The organism is Streptomyces calvus, from assembly GCF_006782915.1.
Classification (GTDB): Bacteria; Actinomycetota; Actinomycetes; order Streptomycetales; family Streptomycetaceae; genus Streptomyces; species Streptomyces calvus.
In genome coordinates this window covers 31,761-51,756 of record NZ_VCNP01000049.1, presented here as the reverse complement: position 1 = coordinate 51,756, position 19,996 = coordinate 31,761, and the positions used below count along the sequence as shown (strand labels likewise).

The following is a 19,996-nucleotide window of genomic DNA, read 5'->3' as shown; positions in this document are numbered from 1 at the left end:
GCCCGCAGGCCCTGGAACCGAACAATCACAGGGTGTCGAGCGCCTTGACGTACTCGTTCAGGTCACGGGCGTCCGGCAGGCCGTTGACGACGGTCCAGCGCACGACGCCCTCCTTGTCGATGACGAAGGTCCCGCGCACCGCGCATCCCTTGTCCTCGTCGAAGACGCCGTAGGCACGCGAGACGTTGCCGTGCGGCCAGAAGTCGCTGAGCAGCGGGTACTCGAGGCCCTCCTGCTCACCGAAGACGCGCAGGGTGTGGATGGAGTCGTTGGAGACGGCGAGCACCTGGGTGTCACGGTCGGAGAACCGCGGCAGGTTGTCGCGCAGCTCGCACAGCTCGCCGGTGCACACGCCGGTGAAGGCGAACGGGTAGAAGAGCAGCACCACGTTCTTCTGTCCGCGGAAGTCGGACAGCTTCACGGTGGCGCCGTGGTTGTCCTTGAGCTCGAAGTCGGGGGCCTTGTCGCCGACCTGGATCGCCATCGTCGTGTTCATCCCTTCGGAGGGTGGTTCGCTCGGAAACACCCTACGCAGGGGGTACGACAGGCCGGCGGACGGGCCGACGCGCGATGCGGCCGGCCCGTCCCGACGACGTACTGCCTACCGCTTCGACTTGGCGGCCTTCGGCGTCGCCAGGCGGCTGCCGCTCCAGTCCTTGCCCACACTGACGCTCTTGGACGCCGTCAGGCCGGCCGTGGTGGCCGCTTCCGAGATGTCGCTCGGCTCGACGTATCCCGAACGGCCGGTCTTCGGCGTCAGCAGCAGGATCGCGCCGCCCTCTTCGATGTACGTGGTGGCATCCACCAGCGCATCCGTCAGGTCGCCGTCGTCGTCGCGGAACCACAACACAACGGCGTCGGCCACGTCGTCGTAGTCCTCATCGACAAGATCGCTCTCGATGACGCCCTCAATGGCCTCGCGGAGCTCCTGGTCGACGTCGTCGTCGTAGCCGATCTCCTGGACCACCTGCCCGGGCTGGAACCCCAGCCTGGCGGCAGGGTTCGTCCGCTCCTCCGCGTGGTCCGCGGTCGCGCTCACGGGTTGCCTCCTGATCATGTCTTGGGAATAACTCAGCCACGCGCGTGCGCGAAGCATTGGCCGTAGTCCACACGGGCGGGACGGATCGCGCAAGTACCCGGCCGTCCAGACCGCCGAACCGGTGACGATCCCCGCCGGGTCACCGCGACTCCAGGCACACCATGATGGCCCGCAGTGACGTGCACCACACCTTTGTGCCCCGTTTGGGCGTTTGGGAACCGTCTGTGGGTACGAGACTCGATGGTATTCGCCCCATGCGTCACCGTACCGGTCCCGCCTGCGGATTACCTCCCGGTAGAGATGACGTCCGCGGCCCCGGGGTGGACCATGGGGAGCGGCGCAAATCCGGCCGTATCAGCGAAACAGCGGCCCCCTCACGGCCCTCTGACAGGTAAGGAACAGCGTGGCTTCCGCATCAGATCGCAACCCGATCATCATTGGCGGCCTTCCGAGTCAGGTTCCTGACTTCGATCCCGAGGAAACGCAGGAGTGGCTCGACTCCCTCGACGCCGCGGTGGACGAGCGCGGCCGGGAGCGGGCCCGCTACCTGATGCTGCGACTGATCGAACGTGCCCGCGAGAAGCGTGTGGCCGTGCCCGAGATGCGCAGCACGGACTACGTCAACACCATCCCGACCCGGGCCGAGCCGTTCTTCCCGGGCAACGAGGAGATCGAACGCAGGATCCTCAACGCGACCCGCTGGAACGCCGCGGTGATGGTCTCGCGCGCGCAGCGGCCGGGCATCGGCGTCGGCGGCCACATCGCCACCTTCGCCTCCTCCGCGTCGCTGTACGACGTGGGCTTCAACCACTTCTTCCGCGGCAAGGACGAGGGCGACGGCGGCGACCAGGTCTTCTTCCAGGGGCACGCCTCGCCCGGCATCTACGCCCGCGCGTACCTGCTGGACCGGCTCAGCGAGCGGCACCTGGACGGCTTCCGCCAGGAGAAGTCGAAGGCGCCGTACGCGCTGTCGTCGTATCCGCACCCGCGGTCGATGCCGGACTTCTGGGAGTTCCCGACGGTGTCGATGGGGCTCGGCCCGATCGGTGCGATCTACCAGGCGCGGATGAACCGCTACATGCACGCGCGCGGGATCGCGGACACGTCGAAGTCGCACGTGTGGGCGTTCCTCGGCGACGGCGAGATGGACGAGCCGGAGTCGCTGGGCCAGCTGACAATCGCCGCGCGGGAGGGCCTGGACAACCTGACCTTCGTCGTCAACTGCAACCTCCAGCGGCTCGACGGGCCGGTCCGCGGCAACGGCAAGATCATCCAGGAGCTGGAGTCGGTCTTCCGGGGCGCCGGCTGGAACGTGATCAAGCTGATCTGGGACCGCAGCTGGGACCCGCTGCTCGCGCAGGACCGGGACGGGATCCTGGTCGACCGGATGAACACCACGCCGGACGGCCAGTTCCAGACGTACGCCACCGAGTCCGGCGCGTACATCAGGCAGCACTTCTTCGGCGACGACCACCGGCTGCGCGCGATGGTCGAGGGCATGACCGACGACCAGATCCTGCACCTGGGCCGCGGCGGCCACGACCACCGCAAGATCTACGCGGCGTACAAGGCGGCGGTCGAGCACAAGGGCCAGCCGACGGTGATCCTCGCCAAGACGGTCAAGGGCTGGACGCTGGGCCCGAACTTCGAGGGCCGCAACGCCACGCACCAGATGAAGAAGCTGACGGTCGACGACCTCAAGCGCTTCCGGGACCGGCTGCACCTGCCGATCCCCGACAAGGACCTCGAGTCCGGTGTGCCGCCGTACTACCACCCGGGCCCGGACACCGAGGAGATGCAGTACATGCACGACCGCCGCAGGTCGCTCGGCGGCTACGTGCCGACGCGGGTGGTGCGGTCGAAGCCGCTCGCCCTGCCGGACGACACGGCGTACGCGACCGTGAAGAAGGGGTCGGGTCAGCAGTCCATCGCGACCACCATGGCCTTCGTCCGGCTCCTCAAGGACCTCATGCGGGACAAGGAGATCGGCAAGCGGTTCGTGCTGATCGCACCGGACGAGTACCGCACGTTCGGCATGGACTCGTTCTTCCCGAGCGCGAAGATCTACAACCCGCTCGGCCAGCAGTACGAGGCGGTGGACCGGGATCTGCTGCTCGCCTACAAGGAGGCGCCGAACGGTCAGATGCTGCACGACGGCATCTCCGAGGCCGGCTGCACGGCCTCGCTGATCGCCGCCGGATCGGCGTACGCCACGCACGGCGAGCCGCTGATCCCGGTGTACGTCTTCTATTCGATGTTCGGTTTCCAGCGCACCGGCGACCAGTTCTGGCAGATGGCCGACCAGCTGGCGCGCGGTTTCGTCCTGGGCGCGACCGCGGGACGTACGACGCTGACCGGCGAGGGGCTCCAGCACGCGGACGGGCACTCGCAGCTGCTGGCGTCCACGAACCCGGCCTGCGTCGCCTACGACCCGGCCTTCGGCTTCGAGATCGCGCACATCGTCAAGGACGGTCTGCGCCGGATGTACGGCTCCGACGAGAAGCACCCGCACGGCGAGGACGTCTTCTACTACCTGACCGTCTACAACGAGCCGATCCAGCACCCGGCCGAGCCGGAGAACGTCGACGTCGAGGGCATCCTCAAGGGCCTGTACCGCTTCAGCGAGGGCCCGGCGGGCGCACTGCCGGCGCAGATCCTGGCCTCCGGTGTCGCGCTGCCGTGGGCGATCGAGGCGCAGCAGATCCTCGCCGAGGAGTGGAACGTCAAGGCGGACGTCTGGTCGGCGACCTCCTGGAACGAGCTGCGGCGCGACGCGGTGGCCTGCGAGGAGCACAACCTGCTGCGTCCCGAGGAGGAGCAGCGCGTGCCGTACGTGACGCGCAAGCTGGCGGGGGCGCAGGGGCCGGTGGTGGCGGTGTCCGACTGGATGCGGTCGGTTCCGGACCAGATCGCGCGCTGGGTGCCGGGGACGTACCAGTCGCTGGGCGCGGACGGTTTCGGGTTCGCGGACACGCGCGGGGCGGCGCGGCGGTTCTTCCACATCGACGCGCAGTCGGTGGTGGTCGCGGTCCTCACCGAGCTGGCCCGGGAGGGCAAGGTCGACCGGTCGGTGCTGAAGCAGGCCGTCGACCGCTACCGGCTCCTCGACGTCGCCGCGGCCGACCCGGGCGTGGCGGGCGGGGACGCGTAGGGCTGTCCCGAAGGTCGCAGTGGCGGCCCTGACGCGGACGGGCCCCCGGCGCACTCGCCGGGGGCCCGTCCGTGTCGGAACGTCCGCCTGCTGCCGGCGCGCTGCCCCCCTCCGGCAGCGCGCCGCAGCCCGCGTCCTCCGCGTCCCCCGTGTCCTGCGGAGGACGTGACCCACTGTGACCTGCGGTGCCTTCCGGAGGGGAGGGATCACCGCGCCGGTTCACCCTGATGAGGGAACTCGGCCACCGGGTCCGTCAGATGTGGCCGACGCCCGCGCCGGCCTCCGCGTTCTCACCGCGCTTGGTGAGGAACGCGACCAGCACCGCCACCGCGGCGACACCGGCGGCCGTGAGGGACGCCAGGCTCATGCCGGAGATGAAGGTGTCGTGGGCGACGTCGGTGATCTTCGCGGCGATCTGTGCCGGAGTGCCCTCGGCCACGGGCGCCACACCGACCTGGACGGCCTCGGAGGCCTGGCCGGCCTGCTCCGGGGTGAGCGGCGGAAGACCCGCCTTCGCCCAGTTGCCCTCGAGGTCGCTGTCGACCTTGGAGGCCATCACGGCGCCGAGCACGGCCGTGCCGAGGCTGCCGCCGATCTGCATGGCGGCCTGCTGGAGACCGCCCGCGACACCGGAGAGCTCCATCGGCGCGTTGCCGACGATGACCTCGGTGGCGCCGACCATCACCGGGGCGAGGCCGAGGCCGAGCAGCGCGAACCACAGGGACATCACGCCGCTGCCGGTGGTCTTCTCCAGCGTCGACATGCCGTACATGGCGAGCGCGGTGAAGGCCATGCCGCCGGCCAGCGGGATGCGCGGGCCGACCTTGGTGATCACCGCGCCGGCCAGCGGCGAGCCGACGATCATCATGCCGGTGAGCGGCAGCAGGTGCAGACCGGCGTCGACCGGGCTCATGCCGTGCACGTTCTGCAGGTAGAAGGTGACGAAGAACAGGCCGCCCATGAAGGCGATGGCCATCAGGACCATCAGCACGACACCCGCGGACAGCGGGACGGAACGGAACAGCCCCAGCGGGATCAAGGGCTCACCGACCTTGGTCTCCCAGAAGGCGAAGAGCGCGAACCCGACGGCCGAGACGGCGATGAACGTCCACGTGGTGAGGTCGCCCCAGCCCCATTCGGGCGCCTTGATCAGGGCCCAGACGAGGCAGAACATCGCGGCCGACAGCAGGGCTATGCCGAGGATGTCGAAGGAGCGCGGGGCGTTCTCCGCGCGGTGGTCGAGCAGGATCCACACACCGAGGGCGACGGCGAGGACACCGACCGGCACGTTGATGAAGAACACCGACTGCCAGTTGACGTGCTCGACGAGGACACCGCCGAGGATCGGGCCGCCCGCGGTGGAGGCACCGATGACCATGCCCCAGATGCCGATCGCCATGTTGAGCTTCTCGGCCGGGAAGGTCGCCCGCAGCAGGCCGAGCGCGGCCGGCATCAGCAGTGCGCCGAACAGGCCCTGCAGCACACGGAAGACGATGACCAGCGCGATGCTGTCGGACAGGCCGATGGCGCCCGAGGCGGCGGCGAAGCCGACGACGCCGATGAGGAAGGTCTGGCGGTGTCCGAAGCGGTCACCGAGCTTGCCCGCGGTGATCAGGGAGACCGCGAGGGCGAGGAAGTACGCGTTGGTGATCCACTGCACCTCGGCGAACGTGGCGCCCAGGTCGCTGGCGATGGCGGGGTTCGCGATGGCCACGATGGTGCCGTCGAGGGCCACCATCATGACCCCTACGGCGACGGTGAAGAGGGTGAACCAGGGGTGCCCGCGCAGCCCCTTGCCCGGCGTCGCGTCCGACGGGGCGGCCGGTGTCCCGTCCCCCGGCCCCGCCTTGTCGATGGTGGTCTGACTAGTCATGTGTTCGAGGCTAATGACAGCCACTGACAGTTGACAAACCAATTCACTAGTCGGTAACTGACACGACATCCGCCTATAGCCTGAACTGGAGAAACAGTTCGAGGAGGACCCAATGGAGACGGTCGGGACCGTCGTGGGCGCGCCGCCGCGGCCGGGTCTGCGGGAGCGCAAGAAGCAGCGCACCCGGGACGCGCTGGTCCGCACCGCTCTGGAGCTGATCGCCACGCGCGGGTACGAGGGGACGACCGTCGACGACATCGCCGAGGCCGTCGACGTCTCGCAGCGCACCTTCTTCCGCTACTTCGCCAGCAAGGAGGAGGTGGCCCTGTTCGTGCCCCGGCTCGCCGAGTCGCACGTCGTCGACGCCGTGCACCGGCGCCCGCCGGACGAGGTCCCGCTGGAGGCGCTGCGCCGGGCCGTGCTGGACAGCTGGGACGGGATCACCGAGGCCGTCGAACGGCTCGTCCCGCTGGAGCTGCACATGCGGGTCTACCGGGTGATCGAGTCGACGCCCGCCCTGCTCGCCGCGCATCTGCGCCGCGCGACGGAACTGGAGGAGGAGCTGGCGCGGATCATCGCCGAGCGGGAGGGCCTCGACGTGGACGCCGACCCCCGGCCGCGCATCCTGCTGGCCGCGTTCGGCGGGGTGGTCCGGGTGGCGGAACGGCAGTGGTCGACCGGGGACGACTTCGGGGTCGACGCGATGCGCGAGCTGCTGGCGACCTACCTGGACCATCTGGGACCGGCCCTCGCGGGGAACTGGCGTACGGAGTGATCCCCGAAGCGACGCACCAAAACGTGATCCCGGTCACTTGATTCACGCGAGACCCGCTCGTTCTCCTAGTGTGTCCTCCCAGTGACTTCCTTCGACACCTCCCCGCAACTGAACGTCTGGCGGGCGCTGCTCGCGCTCGCCGTCGTGTTCGTGATGCTGGCGACCACCGGCTGGACGGCACTGCGCCACCAGCGCCACCCCGCTCCGCTGCAGGCGTCGCTCAGCGCCTGGGAGCACGGCCGGATAGCCGGTCACCGGCTGCCGGACCCGCAGTCGGCGCCCGCGCGGCTGGCCCGGTTCTTCGCCTCGCTCACCGAGGGGCAGCGCGCGTCGCTCGCCCGCCGCTATCCGCTGGCGGTCGGCAACATGAACGGCGCGCCGGTCGAGCTGCGCTACCTGGCCAACCGCATCGCGCTGGGGCAGGCCCGCCAGGTCGAGGTCAAACGCGTGCACGACAAACGGCTCACGGCCGCGGGCCAGCACCAGGCGGGCCGCCGGATGAACCGCCTCGACGCGCTGATGCACCCGGGCCGGAAGATCCTCGCCTTCAACCCGTCCGGCGGCGGCCGGGTCGCCGAGGTCTTCGGCGACCTGCGCACGGCGCAGCGGGTCTCGGTCGTCGTCCCCGGCGTCGACACCGATCTGCTCACCTTCCAGCGCACGCAGCGCAAGTACTCGGCGCCCGTCGGCATGGCCGAGTCCCTGTACGCCGCGGAGCGCGACGCCGCCCCCGGCACCCGTACCGCCGTGATCGCCTGGGCCGACTACACCGCCCCCAGCGGGCTCGGCATGGACGCGGCGACGGCGATGCGCGCCGAGGACGGCGCGGTGCGGCTGGAGGCGCTGGTGCGCGCGCTGCCGGGCCGGGCGCCCGTCTCGCTGTTCTGCCACAGCTACGGCTCCGTGGTGTGCGGGGTCGCCGCGCCCGCGCTGCCGGAGCGGGTGTCCGACATCGCGGTGGCCGGCAGCCCCGGCATGCGCGTGGAGAAGGCGTCCCAGCTGCGCACCGGCGCACGGGTGTGGGCGATGCGGGACGCGGACGACTGGATCCAGGACGTGCCCTATCTGGAGCTCGGCGGTCTGGGGCACGGCGCGGACCCGGTGGCCACCGGGTTCGGTGCGCGGGTGCTGTCGGCGCGGGAGGCGAAGGGCCACGCCGGGTATTTCGAACCGGGCACGGACAGTCTGCGGAACTTCGCCGAGATCGGCGTTGGCGCATACCGCGCGGTTTCCTGCGCGGGCGGGAACGACATGTGCCGGGCGGATCTGTCCGGTACGACGGCTATCGGACGCGCGTAGAAGCGGAGATACTGCGGTATGCGCGGGGAGGGGACGAGGAAGCTCATGCCGCATACGATGAGCCGCATGGGTGACGTACTGGCCGGATTTCATGCCGCCTGGGAGTTCGAGTCCGACTCCGTGCTCATCCGTTACGAACGAGGAATCCGAACACCCAAGCTGTTCCAGGCGCTCGGTGAGCGGCGTGTTCCGCTGGAGGCGATCGAGGCTGTGACCCTCGCGCCCGGCAAGCGCGGCACCGTGGTCCTGCGGATCGAGCCCCGGCCCGGCGCGGATCCGCTCATGGAGGCCGCCGCCGGGCAGCTGAAGGAGAGCGGCGACCCGTACCGGCTGGTGCTGCCCGCCGAGCGCGAGACCCTCGCCGAGTACTACGCCGACGAACTGCGCGCCCTGCTCACCGAGTCCGGCCCCGCCGAACGCCACCTCGTGCCCGCGCCCGAGGCGCCGCTGCAGTTCAAGGCGTACGACGGCAAGGCCGTGTTCGACGGTACGTCGGTGTCGTTCCGCTGGTTCTGGACCGGCGCCTCGTCGGCGAAGTGGAAGGCCGGCGACCAGCGGTTCCCGATCGGCGAGCTGAGCGGGGTGGAGTGGCGGTCGCCGGAGGTGTTCGAGGGACATCTGCGGCTGCTGCGGCGCGACGCGGCAGTACCGCCGCCCGCGCAGGCCGACCAGGATCCGGCGGCGGTGGTCTTCGGGCTGGGCTACGGGCCCGTGCACGAGTCGCTGCCGTTCGCGGCGGCGGTGCTGGCGGCGGTGCGCAACTGTGCGCCGGTGCCGGCGATGTCCGCGGTCACGCGTCGCGATCCCGCGGACATCGCCGAGCGGATCCGGCACCTCGGGGAACTCCACCAGGCGGGCCTGGTGACGGACGAGGAGTTCGCCTCCAAGAAGGCGGAACTGCTGGCGGAGCTGTAGCGGTGTCCGCTACTCGCGGCCCGCGGAGGTGAAGGACATGTCCGGGTAGCGGGTGCCGGCCACCTGGGCGGCGATCGGCTCCAGCAGGGCCAGCTGCTCCTCGGTCAGGGTGATGCGAGTCGCCGCCGTGTTCTCCTCCACCCGGTCCGGCCTGCGGGTGCCCGGGATCGGGACGACGGGAAGGCCGTGGACCTGCGCCCGCTGCTGCACCCAGGCCAGGGCGATCTGGCCGAGGGAGGCGCCGTGCGCGTCGGCGACCGCACGGACCGGTTCCAGCAGGGCCGCGTTGGCCGCCGCGTTGTCGCCGGTGAAGCGGGGCTGCCGGCGGCGGAAGTCGTCGTCCGTCAGCTCCTTCTCGGCGTTGACGAAGGCGCCCGTGAGGAAGCCGCGGCCGAGCGGCGAGTACGGCACCAGGGTCACGCCCAGCTCACGCGCGGCCGGCACCACCTTCGCCTCGATGTCCCGGCTGAACAGCGACCACTCCGACTGCACGGCGGCGATCGGGTGCACGGCGTGCGCGGCGCGCAGCTCGTCGGCCGTGACCTCGCTCAGCCCCAGCTGCTTGACCTTGCCCTGGCGCACCAGGTCCGCCATGACTCCGACGGTCTCCTCGATCGGCACGTCCACGTCGCGCCGGTGCATGTAGTAAAGGTCGATCACGTCGACGTCGAGGCGCTTCAGGCTCGCCTCGACGGCCTCGCGGATGTAGGGCTCGTCGTTGCGGATGATCCGCCGGGTGGGGTCGTCCGGCGGGATGGACAGGGCGAACTTGGTGGCGACGGCCACCTCGTCGCGGTGCGCCTTGAGAAACGGCGCCAGGAACCGCTCGTTCTCGCCCGCGCCGTAGGCGTCCGCCGTGTCGTACAGCGTGACGCCGAGTTCCAGGGCCCGCTCCAGGGTCGCCCGGGAGGCGTCCACGTCCACCGGGCCGTAGGCGAAGCTCATGCCCATGCAGCCGAGGCCCTGCACGCCCACCTGGGGGCCGCCGTCGCCGAGAGCCGCCGTACCGATCCTGCCGTTGGTCATCGTGTCCTCTCCGAAGCCAGGGCGCGCCCGGCGTCCGCGTAGAAGCTGATCTTGCGGTCGAGCACGGCGAGCGTGCCCTGCAGTTCGGCGATCCGGGACAGCACGTCCTCCCGGGTGCGCTGGAGCAGTTCGAAGCGCTCGCCGTAGGTGTGGTCGCCGGCGCGGACCAGTTCCGCGTACCGCACCATGTCCGCGACCGGCATGCCGGTCAGGCGGAGCTTGCCGACGAGGGCCAGCCAGTCCAGGTCGCGGTTGGTGTAGCGCCGCTGCCCGGTGTGGGAGCGGTCGATGTGCGGCATCAGCCCGATGCGCTCGTACCAGCGCAGGGTGTGCGCCGTGAGGCCGGTGAGGGCGGCCACCTCGCTGATCGTGTACTTGTCGGCGCCGTCCGGCCGCCGGTTGCCCTGCGGCGGTCCGGCGCAGGTGTCGGTTGGGGTACCCGTGGTCTCCATCACCGTCATGGCCCTTACGCTAGAACGCTGGAGTGCACTCCAAGCAAGCGACATCGGTGGGAAAGCGGCCGACATGACGGCCGGTCGCCAACGGGCCTGTCCGTCCCGCGGGGCTCCCCGGGCCCTCCCCCTGCCGGAGCCGTCCCGGTGACCGCTTAGGCTCGACGGCATGTCGCTGAAGAGCCTCGCGCTGATCGAGAACTGGCCGGTTCCCACCGCCGCGACGGGTGTCGTCCGGGCGGACGGCACGGTACTCGGCACCCACGGGCCGGTCACCCACCGCTTCCCGCTCGCCTCGGTCACCAAGCCCCTCGCCGCCTACGCGGTGCTCGTGGCGTACGAGGAGGGCGCGATCGAGCTGGACGAGCCGGCGGGCCCGGACGGCTCGACGGTCCGGCACCTGCTCGCGCACACCTCGGGCCTCGCCTTCGACGAGCACCGGGTGCAGTCCGCGCCCGGGGAGCGGCGGCTGTACTCCAACGCCGGTTTCGAACAGCTCGGCGACCACGTCGCGAAGGCGACGGAGATCCCGTTCGGCGAGTACCTGCGGCAGGCGGTGCTGGAGCCGCTGGGGATGACGTCGACGTCGCTGGAGGGCTCCCCGGCGAAGGACGCCGTCTCCACGGTGGACGACCTGCTGCGGTTCGCGGCCGAGGTGCAGGCGCCGCGCCTGCTCGACCCGCGCACGGTCGCCGAGGCGATGACGGTGCAGTACCCGGGCACCAAGGGCGTCCTGCCGGGCTACGGCCACCAGAACCCCAACGACTGGGGCCTCGGCTTCGAGATCCGCAACGCCAAGTCCCCGCACTGGACGGGCGCGGCGTCCTCGCCGCGCACCTTCGGCCACTTCGGCCAGTCGGGCACGTTCCTGTGGATCGACCCGGACGCGGGCGTGGCCTGCGCGGCCCTCACCGACCGCGCCTTCGGCCCGTGGGCGGCCGAGGCGTGGCCACCGCTCACGGACGCGGTCCTGACGGAACTGCGCGGCTGAGCCCCGGGCGCCCCGTCGAAGCCGGGCCGTGCCGGCGCCGGCGGGGCCGCGTCACCTCGCCGTCATCTCCCACACGAGCAGTTCCGCCTCCGTCGCCGCGGTCGCGTCCACTCCCTCGGCGTCCGTGAGGCGGGCCGCGTCGCCCGGGCCCAGGTCCTCGCCGTCCAGGCGGACGGTGCCGCGCACCACATGGACGTACGCGTACGCGGCGTCCGGCACCGCCGTGCGCCCGCCCGCCGCCAGTCGCCGCACGTGGAGCATCGCGCCCGCCTCCGGGAGGGCGTACGGGGTGGAGTCGGCGATGCCGCGGACGACCTCGTAGGACGGCTCGCCGCCCGGTTGCAGCGGGGCCAGCCACATCTGGAGGAAGGTGAGGGGGGCCGGGCCCGCGTTGCGTTCCACGTGGCGGATGCCGGACGCGGCGCTCAGGCGCTGCACGTCGCCGGGGCGGATCACCGTCTCGCGGCCCGTGGAGTCGCGGTGGGTCAGCTCGCCCTCCACCACCCAGGTCACGATCTCGGTGTGGCTGTGCGGGTGCTCGTCGAATCCGGCGCCGGGGGCCAGCCGCTCCTCGTTGCAGGCGATCACCGCGCCGAAGCGCAGGTTGTCCGGGTCGTAGTGCGGGCCGAAGGAGAAGGCGTGCCACGTCTCGATCCCGGCCGCCGGATCACCGCCCTGGTAGCGCCGGTGCGCGCGCCGTACGTCCATCACACCGTCCACCGTAGGCCCTGCGGCACGGACTCCCGTCCGGATAAGGCAGTCTTGTCCCCGTGCCCGAACCAGAAACCAGCACCGGTAAAGCCGCAGCACGCTCCGCCCATCCCCATACCGCGACGCTGAAGCGGCTGGAGAAGTCGTCCGGCAGTCTCGCCGCGCAGGCGATCGCGCGGATGGACGAGACGCTGCCCTGGTACCGGGCGATGCCCCCGGAGAACCGTTCCTGGATCGGCCTGGTCGCCCAGGCGGGCATCGCCGCCTTCACCGAGTGGTTCCGGCGCCCGGACGCCCCACAGGCCATCTCCACGGACGTCTTCGGCACCGCGCCGCGCGAACTGACCCGGGCCATCACCCTGCGGCAGACCGTGGAGATGGTGCGCACCACCATCGAGGTGATGGAGTCCGCCATCGACGAGGTGGCCGCGCCGGGTGACGAGTCCGTGCTGCGCGAGGCGCTCCTCGTCTACGCGCGGGAGATCGCCTTCGCCACCGCCCAGGTGTACGCGCAGGCCGCCGAGGCACGCGGTGCCTGGGACGCGCGGCTGGAGTCGCTGGTGGTGAACGCCGTGCTGAGCGGCGAGGCCGACGAGGGCGCCGTGTCGCGGGCCGCCGCGCTGGGCTGGAACTCGCCGGAGCACGTGTGCGTGGTGCTGGGCACCGCCCCGGACGGCGACTCGGAGCTGACCGTGGAGGCCATCCGGCGCGCCGCCCGGCACGCCAAGCTGCAGGTGCTGACCGGGGTGCTCGGGGACCGGCTGGTGGTGATCGCCGGCGGCAGCGACAACCCGCTGGCCGTGGCGAAGTCGCTGATCGGGCCGTACGCGGCGGGCCCGGTGGTGGCCGGCCCGGTGGTGCCGGACCTGCTGGCCGCGACCCGGTCCGCGCAGGCCGCCGCGGCCGGCCTCAAGGCGTGTTCCGCCTGGCAGGACGCCCCGCGTCCGGTGCTGGCGGACGATCTGCTGCCGGAGCGCGCGATCGCCGGAGACCCCTCCGCCCGCGAGCAGTTGGTGGAGGAGATCTACAGACCGCTGGAGGAGGCGGGTGCGGCGCTGCTGGAGACGCTCAGCGTGTATCTCGAACAGGCGAGCAGTCTCGAGGGCGCGGCGCGCATGCTCTTCGTGCATCCCAACACCGTCCGCTACCGGCTCCGACGTGTGACTGATGTCACCGGTTGGTCGCCGTCCGATGTACGCTCGGCGTTCACACTGCGCATCGCGCTGATCCTGGGACGTCTGGCCGACGGCGATCTTCATCTCTAACCTTTTGTCGGGGCCCAACAAAACCCTTTCCGGTTCTTCGTCCTTGTCCCCACGGGCGGCCGTGGCCGTCCCCAAGAGAGAGTGTGAGAGTGCTCGTACTCGTCGCTCCCGGCCAGGGCGCCCAGACGCCCGGCTTTCTGACCGAATGGCTCGACCTCCCCGGTGCCGCGGACCGCGTCGCCGCGTGGTCCGACGCCATCGGACTCGACCTCGTCCACTACGGCACGAAGGCCGACGCGGACGCGATCCGCGACACGGCCGTCGCGCAGCCGCTGCTGGTCGCGGCCGGACTGCTGTCCGCCTCCGCGCTCGGGGACGTGGCACCCGGTGCCGTCGCCGGTCACAGCGTCGGTGAGATCACCGCGGCCGCCTTCGCGGGCGTCCTCGACGACACCGCCGCGCTCGGTCTGGTCCGCAAGCGGGGTCTGGCCATGGCCGACGCCGCCGCGATCACCGAGACCGGCATGGCGGCGCTGCTCGGCGGCGACCCCGACGTGACCGTGGCGCACCTGGAGAAGCTCGGCCTGACCCCGGCGAACATCAACGGCGCCGGGCAGATCGTCGCGGCCGGCACCAAGGAGCAGCTCGCCGCGCTGGAGGCGGACAAGCCCGAGGGCGTGCGCAAGGTCGTCGCGCTCAAGGTGGCCGGCGCCTTCCACACCTCCCACATGGCCCCCGCGGTCGACACCCTCGCGCGGGCCGCCGCGGACCTGACGCCGGTCGACCCGAAGGTCACCTACGTGTCGAACAAGGACGGCAAGGCCGTCGCGACCGGCGACGAGGTGCTCCGGCGCCTGGTCGGCCAGGTCGCCAACCCGGTCCGCTGGGACCTGTGCATGGAGACCTTCAAGGAGCTCGGCGTCACCGCCCTCCTGGAGGTCTGCCCCGGCGGCACCCTGACCGGTCTCGCCAAGCGCGCGCTGCCCGGGGTCAGGACGCTGGCCCTGAAGACCCCCGCCGACCTCGACGCGGCCCGCGAGCTCGTCGCAGAGCACGTCTGACGCCCTTAAGGAGCCGACCCGCATGGCGAAGATCAAGCCCAGCAAGGGCGCCCCGTACGCGCGCATCCTCGGCGTGGGCGGCTACCGTCCCACCCGGGTCGTGCCGAACGAGGTGATCCTGGAGACGATCGACTCGTCGGACGAGTGGATCCGCTCCCGCTCCGGCATCGAGACCCGGCACTGGGCGTCGCCCGACGAGACCGTCGCGGCGATGTCGCTGGAGGCGTCCGGCAAGGCCATCGCGGACGCCGGGATCGACGCCGAGCAGATCGGCGCCGTGGTCGTCTCGACCGTGTCCCACTTCAGCCAGACCCCGGCCGTCGCCACGGAGATCGCCGACAAGCTGGGCACGGACAAGGCCGCCGCCTTCGACATCTCCGCGGGCTGCGCGGGCTTCGGCTACGGGCTGACCCTCGCCAAGGGCATGGTGGTGGAAGGTTCCGCCGAATACGTCCTGGTCATCGGCGTGGAGCGGCTGAGCGACCTGACCGACCTGGAGGACCGGGCCACGGCCTTCCTGTTCGGCGACGGCGCGGGCGCGGTGATCGTCGGCCCGTCGCAGGAGCCCGCGATCGGCCCGACCGTGTGGGGCTCGGAGGGCGACAAGTCCGAGACCATCAAGCAGACCGTGCCGTGGACGGACTACCGCGACGGAACCGTCGAGAAGTTCCCCGCGATCACGCAGGAGGGCCAGGCGGTGTTCCGCTGGGCCGTGTTCGAGATGGCGAAGGTCGCCCAGCAGGCGCTGGACGCGGCCGGGATCACCGCGGACGACCTGGACGTCTTCATCCCGCACCAGGCCAACGTGCGGATCATCGACTCGATGGTGAAGACGCTGAAACTGCCGGAGCACGTCACGGTCGCCCGTGACATCCGCACCACCGGCAACACCTCGGCCGCCTCGATTCCGCTCGCGATGGAGCGGCTCCTGGCGACCGGCGAGGCGAAGAGCGGCGACACCGCGCTCGTCATCGGCTTCGGGGCGGGTCTCGTCTACGCCGCGACTGTCGTTACCCTCCCCTAGGCACTCCGTGCCGGATCATGCGTCCGGTACGCGAGGAAACACCGCCACATCCTCTGGAATCACAAAGAAGGAGCGCCATCATGGCCGCCACTCAGGAAGAGATCGTCGCCGGTCTCGCGGAGATCGTGAACGAGATCGCCGGCATCCCGGTTGAGGACGTCCAGCTGGACAAGTCCTTCACCGACGACCTGGACGTCGACTCGCTGTCCATGGTCGAGGTCGTCGTCGCCGCCGAAGAGCGCTTCGACGTCAAGATCCCGGACGACGACGTCAAGAACCTCAAGACCGTCGGCGACGCGACCGACTACATCCTCAAGCACCAGGCCTGAGCCCTGCTCGGCCGGGGCTCCCGGCCCCGCCACCCGGCGGTGGCGCCGTACGAATCCTCGTAATCCGTTGGAGAAAGAATTCCGATGAGCCCGACCAATCGCACCGTGGTCGTCACCGGTATCGGCGCAACCACACCGCTGGGTGGCGACGCAGCCTCTACCTGGGAGGGCCTGGTCGCCGGACGTTCCGGCGTCAAGCCCCTGGAGCAGGACTGGGCCGCCGAGCAGGCGGTCCGCATCGCGGCCCCGGTGGCCGTGGAGCCCACCGAGGTCATCCCCCGGCCGCAGGCCCGCCGCCTGGACCGCTCGGCGCAGTTCGCGCTGGTCGCGGCCAAGGAGGCGTGGGCCGACGCCGGTTTCGAAGCCAAGGCCGGTGAGGACCCGAACGTCGACCCGGACCGGCTCGGCGCGGTCATCGCCTCCGGCATCGGCGGCGTGACGACCCTGCTGGACCAGTACGACGTGCTGAAGGAGAAGGGCGTCCGCCGCGTCTCCCCGCACACCGTGCCGATGCTGATGCCGAACGGCCCCTCGGCGAACGTGGGCCTGGCCGTGGGCGCCCGTGCGGGCGTGCACACGCCGGTCTCCGCCTGCGCCTCGGGTGCGGAGGCCATCGGCTACGCCATCGAGATGATCCGCACCGGCCGTGCCGACGTCGTCGTCGCGGGCGGCACGGAGGCGGCGATCCACCCGCTGCCGATCGCCGCGTTCGGCAACATGATGGCGATGTCCAAGAACAACGACGACCCGCAGGGCGCCTCGCGTCCGTACGACACCGCCCGGGACGGCTTCGTCCTCGGTGAGGGTGCGGGCGTCATCGTGCTGGAGTCCGCCGAGCACGCCGCCGCGCGCGGTGCCCGCGTCTACGCGGAGGCGGTCGGCCAGGGCATCTCGGCCGACGCGCACGACATCGTGCAGCCGGAGCCGGAGGGCCGCGGCATCTCGCACGCCCTGCAGAACCTGCTGGACCGCACCGACCTGGCGCCGTCCGAGATCGTGCACGTCAACGCGCACGCCACCTCGACGCCGGCCGGTGACATCGCCGAACTGAAGGCGCTGCGCAAGGTCTTCGGTGACGACGCGGACCACATGGCGGTCTCCGCGACCAAGTCGATGACGGGTCACCTCCTCGGTGGCGCGGGCGGCGTGGAGTCGGTGGCGACGGTGCTGGCGCTGTACCACCGGGTGGCTCCGCCGACCATCAACGTGGAGAACCTGGACCCGGAGGCGGAGGCGAACGCCGACGTGGTCCGCGGTGAGGCGCGGAAGCTGCCCGCCGAGGGCCGGATCGCCGCGCTGAACGACTCGTTCGGGTTCGGCGGGCACAACGTGGTGCTGGCGTTCCGGACGGTGTGACCGCCGTAGTTCGTCGCGAGGGCTCTCACCCTGTCGGGGTGGGAGCCTTTTCGCTTCGCTAGACGACCTGGTGCAGCCAGCGGACCGGGGCGCCCTCGCCCGCGTACCGGAAGGGTTCCAGTTCGTCGTCCCAGGGCTTGCCGAGGAGCTTGGCGATCTCGGCCTCCAGGTCGGTCTCGCCGGCCCGGGAGCGGACCAGCGCGGCGCGCAGCCGGTCCTCGGGGATCAGGATGTCGCCGTGGATGCCGGTGACGGCGTGGAAGATGCCGAGGTCGGGGGTGCAGCTGTAGCGCTCGCCCTCGGCGCCGGGGCAGGGCTCGGCGGTGACCTCGAAGCGGAGCATCTGCCAGCCGCGCAGCGCGGAGGCGAGCTTGGAGGCGGTGGCGGCCTGGCCCTGCCACGAGAACTCCGAGCGCCAGGTGCCGGGCGCGGCGGGCTGGCGGATCCAGTCCAGGCTGACACGCGTGCCGAGCACCCCGGCGACGGCCCACTCGACGTGCGGGCACAGCGCGCGCGGCGCGGAGTGCACGTACAGAACTCCACGAGTCGTCACCGGAACCTCCGGGCTGAGCGGGTCGTCTTGACAGGGGTGGATCGGCCGCGGCCCGGGCGGGTCGCGTTGATGGCGAGGCTACCGTGCGACGGCGCAAGGAGTGTGACGTACGGTCGGTCCCGGTGCCGGGAAACTGCCGCCATTCACCCGGCAGGACGCCTGTGCGGGTGTGGGACGTTCCTCCGGAGGGGCCCGTGCGGGGGCGGGAACCCTTGTGCGTTGTTCATGGTTGGGGGACGGACACACCACGACGCGCGGGGAGGCGACCGATGGCGCAGGCGATGCGGAGGCGGGCCCGCCGTGCGCGGGCGGTGCTCGCCGTGGTGACGGCGGCCGCGCTGGGCGTGGCCGGCTGCGACGCGGTCGGCGGTGACTCCCCCGCCCCGTCCGGCTCGCAGGCCCGTCCCTCGCCGAGGCCGACGCCGCTGTGGGACACCCGCCCGGACTCCGTCGCCGCGGTCGGGGACTCCATCACGCGGGGTTTCGACGCCTGCGCGGTGCTGACGGACTGTCCCGAGGTGTCCTGGGCGACGGGTGACAGCGAGCGGGTGGACAGTCTGGCCGTGCGGCTGCTCGGGCGGGCGGGTGCGGCCGAGCGGAGCTGGAACTACGCGGTGACCGGGGCGCGGATGGCCGACCTGCCCGGTCAGATGGCGCGGGCGGTGCGGCGCGGCCCGGAGCTGGTGGCGGTGATGGCCGGGGCGAACGACGCCTGCCGGGAGACCACGGCGGCGATGACACCGGTGGCGGACTTCCGCGCCGACTTCCGGGAGGCGATGCGCACGCTGCGCGCGGCGCTGCCGAAGGCGCAGGTGTACGTGGCGAGTGTGCCGGACCTGAAGCGGCTGTGGTCGCAGGGGCGGACCAGCGCGCTGGGCAGACAGGTGTGGAAGCTGGGCATCTGCCCGTCGATGCTGGGCGACGCGGACGCGCTGGACGCGGCGGCGACGCTGCGGCGCGAGACGGTGGACCGGCGGGTGGAGGACTACAACGAGGTGCTGGAGGAGGTGTGCGCCGAGGACCGCCGCTGCCGTTACGACGGCGGTGCGGTCCACGCGTACCGTTTCGGCACCGGGCAGTTGAGCCGCTGGGACTGGTTCCACCCGAGTGTCGACGGGCAGGCCAGGCTGGCCGAGATCGCGTACCGGACGGTCACCGCGAAGCGACCGTGACCTATTGTTTCGCACATGAACGAACTCTTCGGCACACTTTCCGACGGCACCGAGGTGCACCGCTGGACCCTGGAGCGGGCGGGCGTACGGGTGCGGGTCCTGTCGTACGGCGGGATCGTGCAGGCCGTCGAGGTGCCGGACCGGGACGGGCGGGCCGGGAACGTGGTGCTGGGGTTCTCCGACCTGGACGGTTACCTCCGGCATCCGGAACCCTTCCTGGGCGCCCTGATCGGCCGGTACGCCAACCGGATCGCGGGCGCCCGCTTCTCCCTGGACGGGCGCTCCTACGCGCTGGAGCCGAACGACGGCCCCAACTCGCTGCACGGTGGCGCCCGGGGCTTCGACAAGCGCGTGTGGGACGTGACGCCGGTCGAGCACGGGCTGCGGCTCTCCCTGGTCGGCGCGGACGGCGAGGAGGGCTTCCCGGGCCGTCTGGAGGTCTCCGTGACGTACTCGCTGGACGAGCGGGGTGCGCTGGGGATCGCGTACGAGGCGGTGGCGGACGCCCCGACGCATGTGAACCTGACGAACCACTCGTACTGGAACCTGGCCGGCTCCGGCAGCGCGGGCGGACACGAACTGCGGCTGGCCGCCTCGCGCTTCACCCCGTCCGACGCGGAGCTGATCCCGACCGGTGAGCTGGCGGACGTCTCCGGCACCCGCTTCGACTTCCGCACGGCGCGCACGGTGGGCGCCGGGTACGACGACAACTTCGTGCTCGACAAGGGGGTGACGGAGCGGCCGGTGGAGGTGGCCGAGCTGCACGACCCGGCGTCGGGCCGGGTGCTGACGGTGGCGACGACCGAGCCGGGCATCCAGCTGTACACCGCGGACCAGATCACGGAGCCGTTCACGCCGGGCGCCGGCATCGCCCTGGAGACCCAGCACTTCCCGGACTCGCCGAACCGGCCGCAGTTCCCGAGCACGGTCCTGCGCCCGGGCGACACCTTCCGCTCGGCGACGGTCTACGGCTTCGGCGTGCGGTAGGCCGCCGCGTCGGCCGCACATGAGCGGCCCCGGTCCGGGGTCAGGGTCCCGGGCCGGGGCTGCTCATGTGGGTGATA

Annotated in this window: 19 protein-coding genes; 12 read left to right on the top strand and 7 right to left on the bottom strand. The window is 71.4% G+C overall.

What is annotated here, in order from left to right:
* Positions 1-25: 25 nt before the first annotated feature.
* Both FGW31_RS24120 and FGW31_RS24115 read right to left on the bottom strand, forming a co-directional pair.
* A complete protein-coding gene (locus FGW31_RS24120; RefSeq protein WP_142195736.1) occupies positions 26-484 on the bottom strand; it encodes a peroxiredoxin in 459 nt (152 codons plus the stop codon).
* Positions 485-601: 117 nt separating this feature from the next.
* Positions 602-1,039 carry a DUF3052 domain-containing protein gene (locus tag FGW31_RS24115; RefSeq protein ID WP_167530103.1) on the bottom strand — a complete coding sequence of 146 codons (438 nt, stop codon included), beginning with the start codon at positions 1,037-1,039 and terminating at the stop codon, positions 602-604.
* Between the two features lie 403 nt (positions 1,040-1,442).
* Between FGW31_RS24115 and aceE the strand changes: the two genes are divergently transcribed.
* Entirely contained in the window at positions 1,443-4,190 is a 2,748-nt protein-coding gene (gene aceE, locus FGW31_RS24110) for a pyruvate dehydrogenase (acetyl-transferring), homodimeric type (protein ID WP_142195590.1), read from the top strand.
* Between the two features lie 253 nt (positions 4,191-4,443).
* Here aceE and FGW31_RS24105 read toward each other — a convergent pair whose 3' ends face one another.
* Positions 4,444-6,063, bottom strand: a complete 1,620-nt coding sequence (locus tag FGW31_RS24105; RefSeq protein WP_142195589.1) for an MFS transporter — start codon at positions 6,061-6,063, stop codon at positions 4,444-4,446.
* 112 nt (positions 6,064-6,175) lie between these two features.
* Between FGW31_RS24105 and FGW31_RS24100 the strand changes: the two genes are divergently transcribed.
* The 3 genes from FGW31_RS24100 (at position 6,176) to FGW31_RS24090 (ending at position 9,052) form a co-directional block, all read left to right on the top strand.
* A complete protein-coding gene (locus FGW31_RS24100) occupies positions 6,176-6,838 on the top strand; it encodes a TetR family transcriptional regulator (protein WP_142195588.1) in 663 nt (220 codons plus the stop codon).
* Positions 6,839-6,919: 81 nt separating this feature from the next.
* Positions 6,920-8,137: an alpha/beta hydrolase gene (locus FGW31_RS24095; protein WP_142195587.1), complete on the top strand. Its 1,218-nt coding sequence runs from the start codon at positions 6,920-6,922 to the stop codon at positions 8,135-8,137.
* A 66-nt stretch (positions 8,138-8,203) separates the two neighbouring features.
* Complete coding sequence (locus tag FGW31_RS24090; protein ID WP_142195586.1) at positions 8,204-9,052, top strand: DUF4429 domain-containing protein; 849 nt, start codon at positions 8,204-8,206, stop codon at positions 9,050-9,052.
* A 9-nt stretch (positions 9,053-9,061) separates the two neighbouring features.
* Here the strand turns inward: FGW31_RS24090 and FGW31_RS24085 are convergent, their stop codons facing one another.
* Together FGW31_RS24085 and FGW31_RS24080 are read right to left on the bottom strand one after the other, a co-directional pair.
* The gene (locus FGW31_RS24085) at positions 9,062-10,078 is read right to left on the bottom strand and encodes an aldo/keto reductase (protein ID WP_142195585.1); all 1,017 of its coding nucleotides are present in this window, start codon (positions 10,076-10,078) and stop codon (positions 9,062-9,064) included.
* A complete protein-coding gene (locus tag FGW31_RS24080; protein ID WP_142195584.1) occupies positions 10,075-10,539 on the bottom strand; it encodes a MerR family transcriptional regulator in 465 nt (154 codons plus the stop codon). The genes FGW31_RS24085 and FGW31_RS24080 overlap by 4 nt, the downstream gene beginning before the upstream one ends.
* A gap of 160 nt (positions 10,540-10,699) precedes the next feature.
* On the opposite strand from FGW31_RS24080, the gene FGW31_RS24075 reads away from it, so the two are divergent.
* The gene (locus FGW31_RS24075; RefSeq protein ID WP_142195583.1) at positions 10,700-11,521 is read left to right on the top strand and encodes a serine hydrolase domain-containing protein; all 822 of its coding nucleotides are present in this window, start codon (positions 10,700-10,702) and stop codon (positions 11,519-11,521) included.
* A gap of 51 nt (positions 11,522-11,572) precedes the next feature.
* Here the strand turns inward: FGW31_RS24075 and FGW31_RS24070 are convergent, their stop codons facing one another.
* Complete coding sequence (locus FGW31_RS24070; protein WP_142195735.1) at positions 11,573-12,229, bottom strand: pirin family protein; 657 nt, start codon at positions 12,227-12,229, stop codon at positions 11,573-11,575.
* Positions 12,230-12,291: 62 nt separating this feature from the next.
* Between FGW31_RS24070 and fasR the strand changes: the two genes are divergently transcribed.
* The 5 genes from fasR (at position 12,292) to fabF (ending at position 17,207) form a co-directional block, all read left to right on the top strand.
* Positions 12,292-13,497 (top strand): fatty acid biosynthesis transcriptional regulator FasR, encoded by a 1,206-nt coding sequence (gene fasR / locus FGW31_RS24065; RefSeq protein ID WP_142195582.1) that lies wholly within the window; start codon positions 12,292-12,294, stop codon positions 13,495-13,497.
* 89 nt (positions 13,498-13,586) lie between these two features.
* Positions 13,587-14,498: an ACP S-malonyltransferase gene (locus FGW31_RS24060; RefSeq protein ID WP_142195581.1), complete on the top strand. Its 912-nt coding sequence runs from the start codon at positions 13,587-13,589 to the stop codon at positions 14,496-14,498.
* Positions 14,499-14,520: 22 nt separating this feature from the next.
* Positions 14,521-15,522 (top strand): ketoacyl-ACP synthase III, encoded by a 1,002-nt coding sequence (locus FGW31_RS24055; protein WP_142195580.1) that lies wholly within the window; start codon positions 14,521-14,523, stop codon positions 15,520-15,522.
* A gap of 80 nt (positions 15,523-15,602) precedes the next feature.
* Positions 15,603-15,851, top strand: coding sequence for an acyl carrier protein (locus FGW31_RS24050; RefSeq protein WP_004931691.1), 249 nt, complete (start codon positions 15,603-15,605; stop codon positions 15,849-15,851).
* 84 nt (positions 15,852-15,935) lie between these two features.
* Positions 15,936-17,207: a beta-ketoacyl-ACP synthase II gene (fabF, locus tag FGW31_RS24045; protein ID WP_142195579.1), complete on the top strand. Its 1,272-nt coding sequence runs from the start codon at positions 15,936-15,938 to the stop codon at positions 17,205-17,207.
* 58 nt (positions 17,208-17,265) lie between these two features.
* On the opposite strand, the gene FGW31_RS24040 is transcribed toward fabF, so the two are convergent.
* Positions 17,266-17,760: a DUF3145 domain-containing protein gene (locus FGW31_RS24040; protein WP_142195578.1), complete on the bottom strand. Its 495-nt coding sequence runs from the start codon at positions 17,758-17,760 to the stop codon at positions 17,266-17,268.
* A gap of 269 nt (positions 17,761-18,029) precedes the next feature.
* On the opposite strand from FGW31_RS24040, the gene FGW31_RS24035 reads away from it, so the two are divergent.
* Together FGW31_RS24035 and FGW31_RS24030 are read left to right on the top strand one after the other, a co-directional pair.
* Positions 18,030-18,932, top strand: coding sequence for an SGNH/GDSL hydrolase family protein (locus tag FGW31_RS24035; protein WP_142195577.1), 903 nt, complete (start codon positions 18,030-18,032; stop codon positions 18,930-18,932).
* A 15-nt stretch (positions 18,933-18,947) separates the two neighbouring features.
* Positions 18,948-19,919 carry an aldose epimerase family protein gene (locus FGW31_RS24030; RefSeq protein WP_142195576.1) on the top strand — a complete coding sequence of 324 codons (972 nt, stop codon included), beginning with the start codon at positions 18,948-18,950 and terminating at the stop codon, positions 19,917-19,919.
* The last annotated feature ends 77 nt before the right edge of the window (positions 19,920-19,996 follow it).

What these genes read in the sequence shown, in the direction of transcription:
- FGW31_RS24120 (WP_142195736.1), bottom strand. Translation starts at nt 484, where the DNA reads ATGGCGATCCAGGTCGGCGACAAGGCCCCCGACTTCGAGCTCAAGGAC.
- FGW31_RS24105 (WP_142195589.1), bottom strand. Translation starts at nt 6,063, where the DNA reads ATGACTAGTCAGACCACCATCGACAAGGCGGGGCCGGGGGACGGGACA.
- FGW31_RS24100 (WP_142195588.1), top strand. Translation starts at nt 6,176, where the DNA reads ATGGAGACGGTCGGGACCGTCGTGGGCGCGCCGCCGCGGCCGGGTCTG.
- FGW31_RS24090 (WP_142195586.1), top strand. Translation starts at nt 8,204, where the DNA reads ATGGGTGACGTACTGGCCGGATTTCATGCCGCCTGGGAGTTCGAGTCC.
- FGW31_RS24085 (WP_142195585.1), bottom strand. Translation starts at nt 10,078, where the DNA reads ATGACCAACGGCAGGATCGGTACGGCGGCTCTCGGCGACGGCGGCCCC.
- FGW31_RS24080 (WP_142195584.1), bottom strand. Translation starts at nt 10,539, where the DNA reads ATGACGGTGATGGAGACCACGGGTACCCCAACCGACACCTGCGCCGGA.
- FGW31_RS24075 (WP_142195583.1), top strand. Translation starts at nt 10,700, where the DNA reads ATGTCGCTGAAGAGCCTCGCGCTGATCGAGAACTGGCCGGTTCCCACC.
- FGW31_RS24070 (WP_142195735.1), bottom strand. Translation starts at nt 12,229, where the DNA reads ATGGACGTACGGCGCGCGCACCGGCGCTACCAGGGCGGTGATCCGGCG.
- FGW31_RS24055 (WP_142195580.1), top strand. Translation starts at nt 14,521, where the DNA reads ATGGCGAAGATCAAGCCCAGCAAGGGCGCCCCGTACGCGCGCATCCTC.
- FGW31_RS24050 (WP_004931691.1), top strand. Translation starts at nt 15,603, where the DNA reads ATGGCCGCCACTCAGGAAGAGATCGTCGCCGGTCTCGCGGAGATCGTG.
- fabF (WP_142195579.1), top strand. Translation starts at nt 15,936, where the DNA reads ATGAGCCCGACCAATCGCACCGTGGTCGTCACCGGTATCGGCGCAACC.
- FGW31_RS24035 (WP_142195577.1), top strand. Translation starts at nt 18,030, where the DNA reads ATGGCGCAGGCGATGCGGAGGCGGGCCCGCCGTGCGCGGGCGGTGCTC.
- FGW31_RS24030 (WP_142195576.1), top strand. Translation starts at nt 18,948, where the DNA reads ATGAACGAACTCTTCGGCACACTTTCCGACGGCACCGAGGTGCACCGC.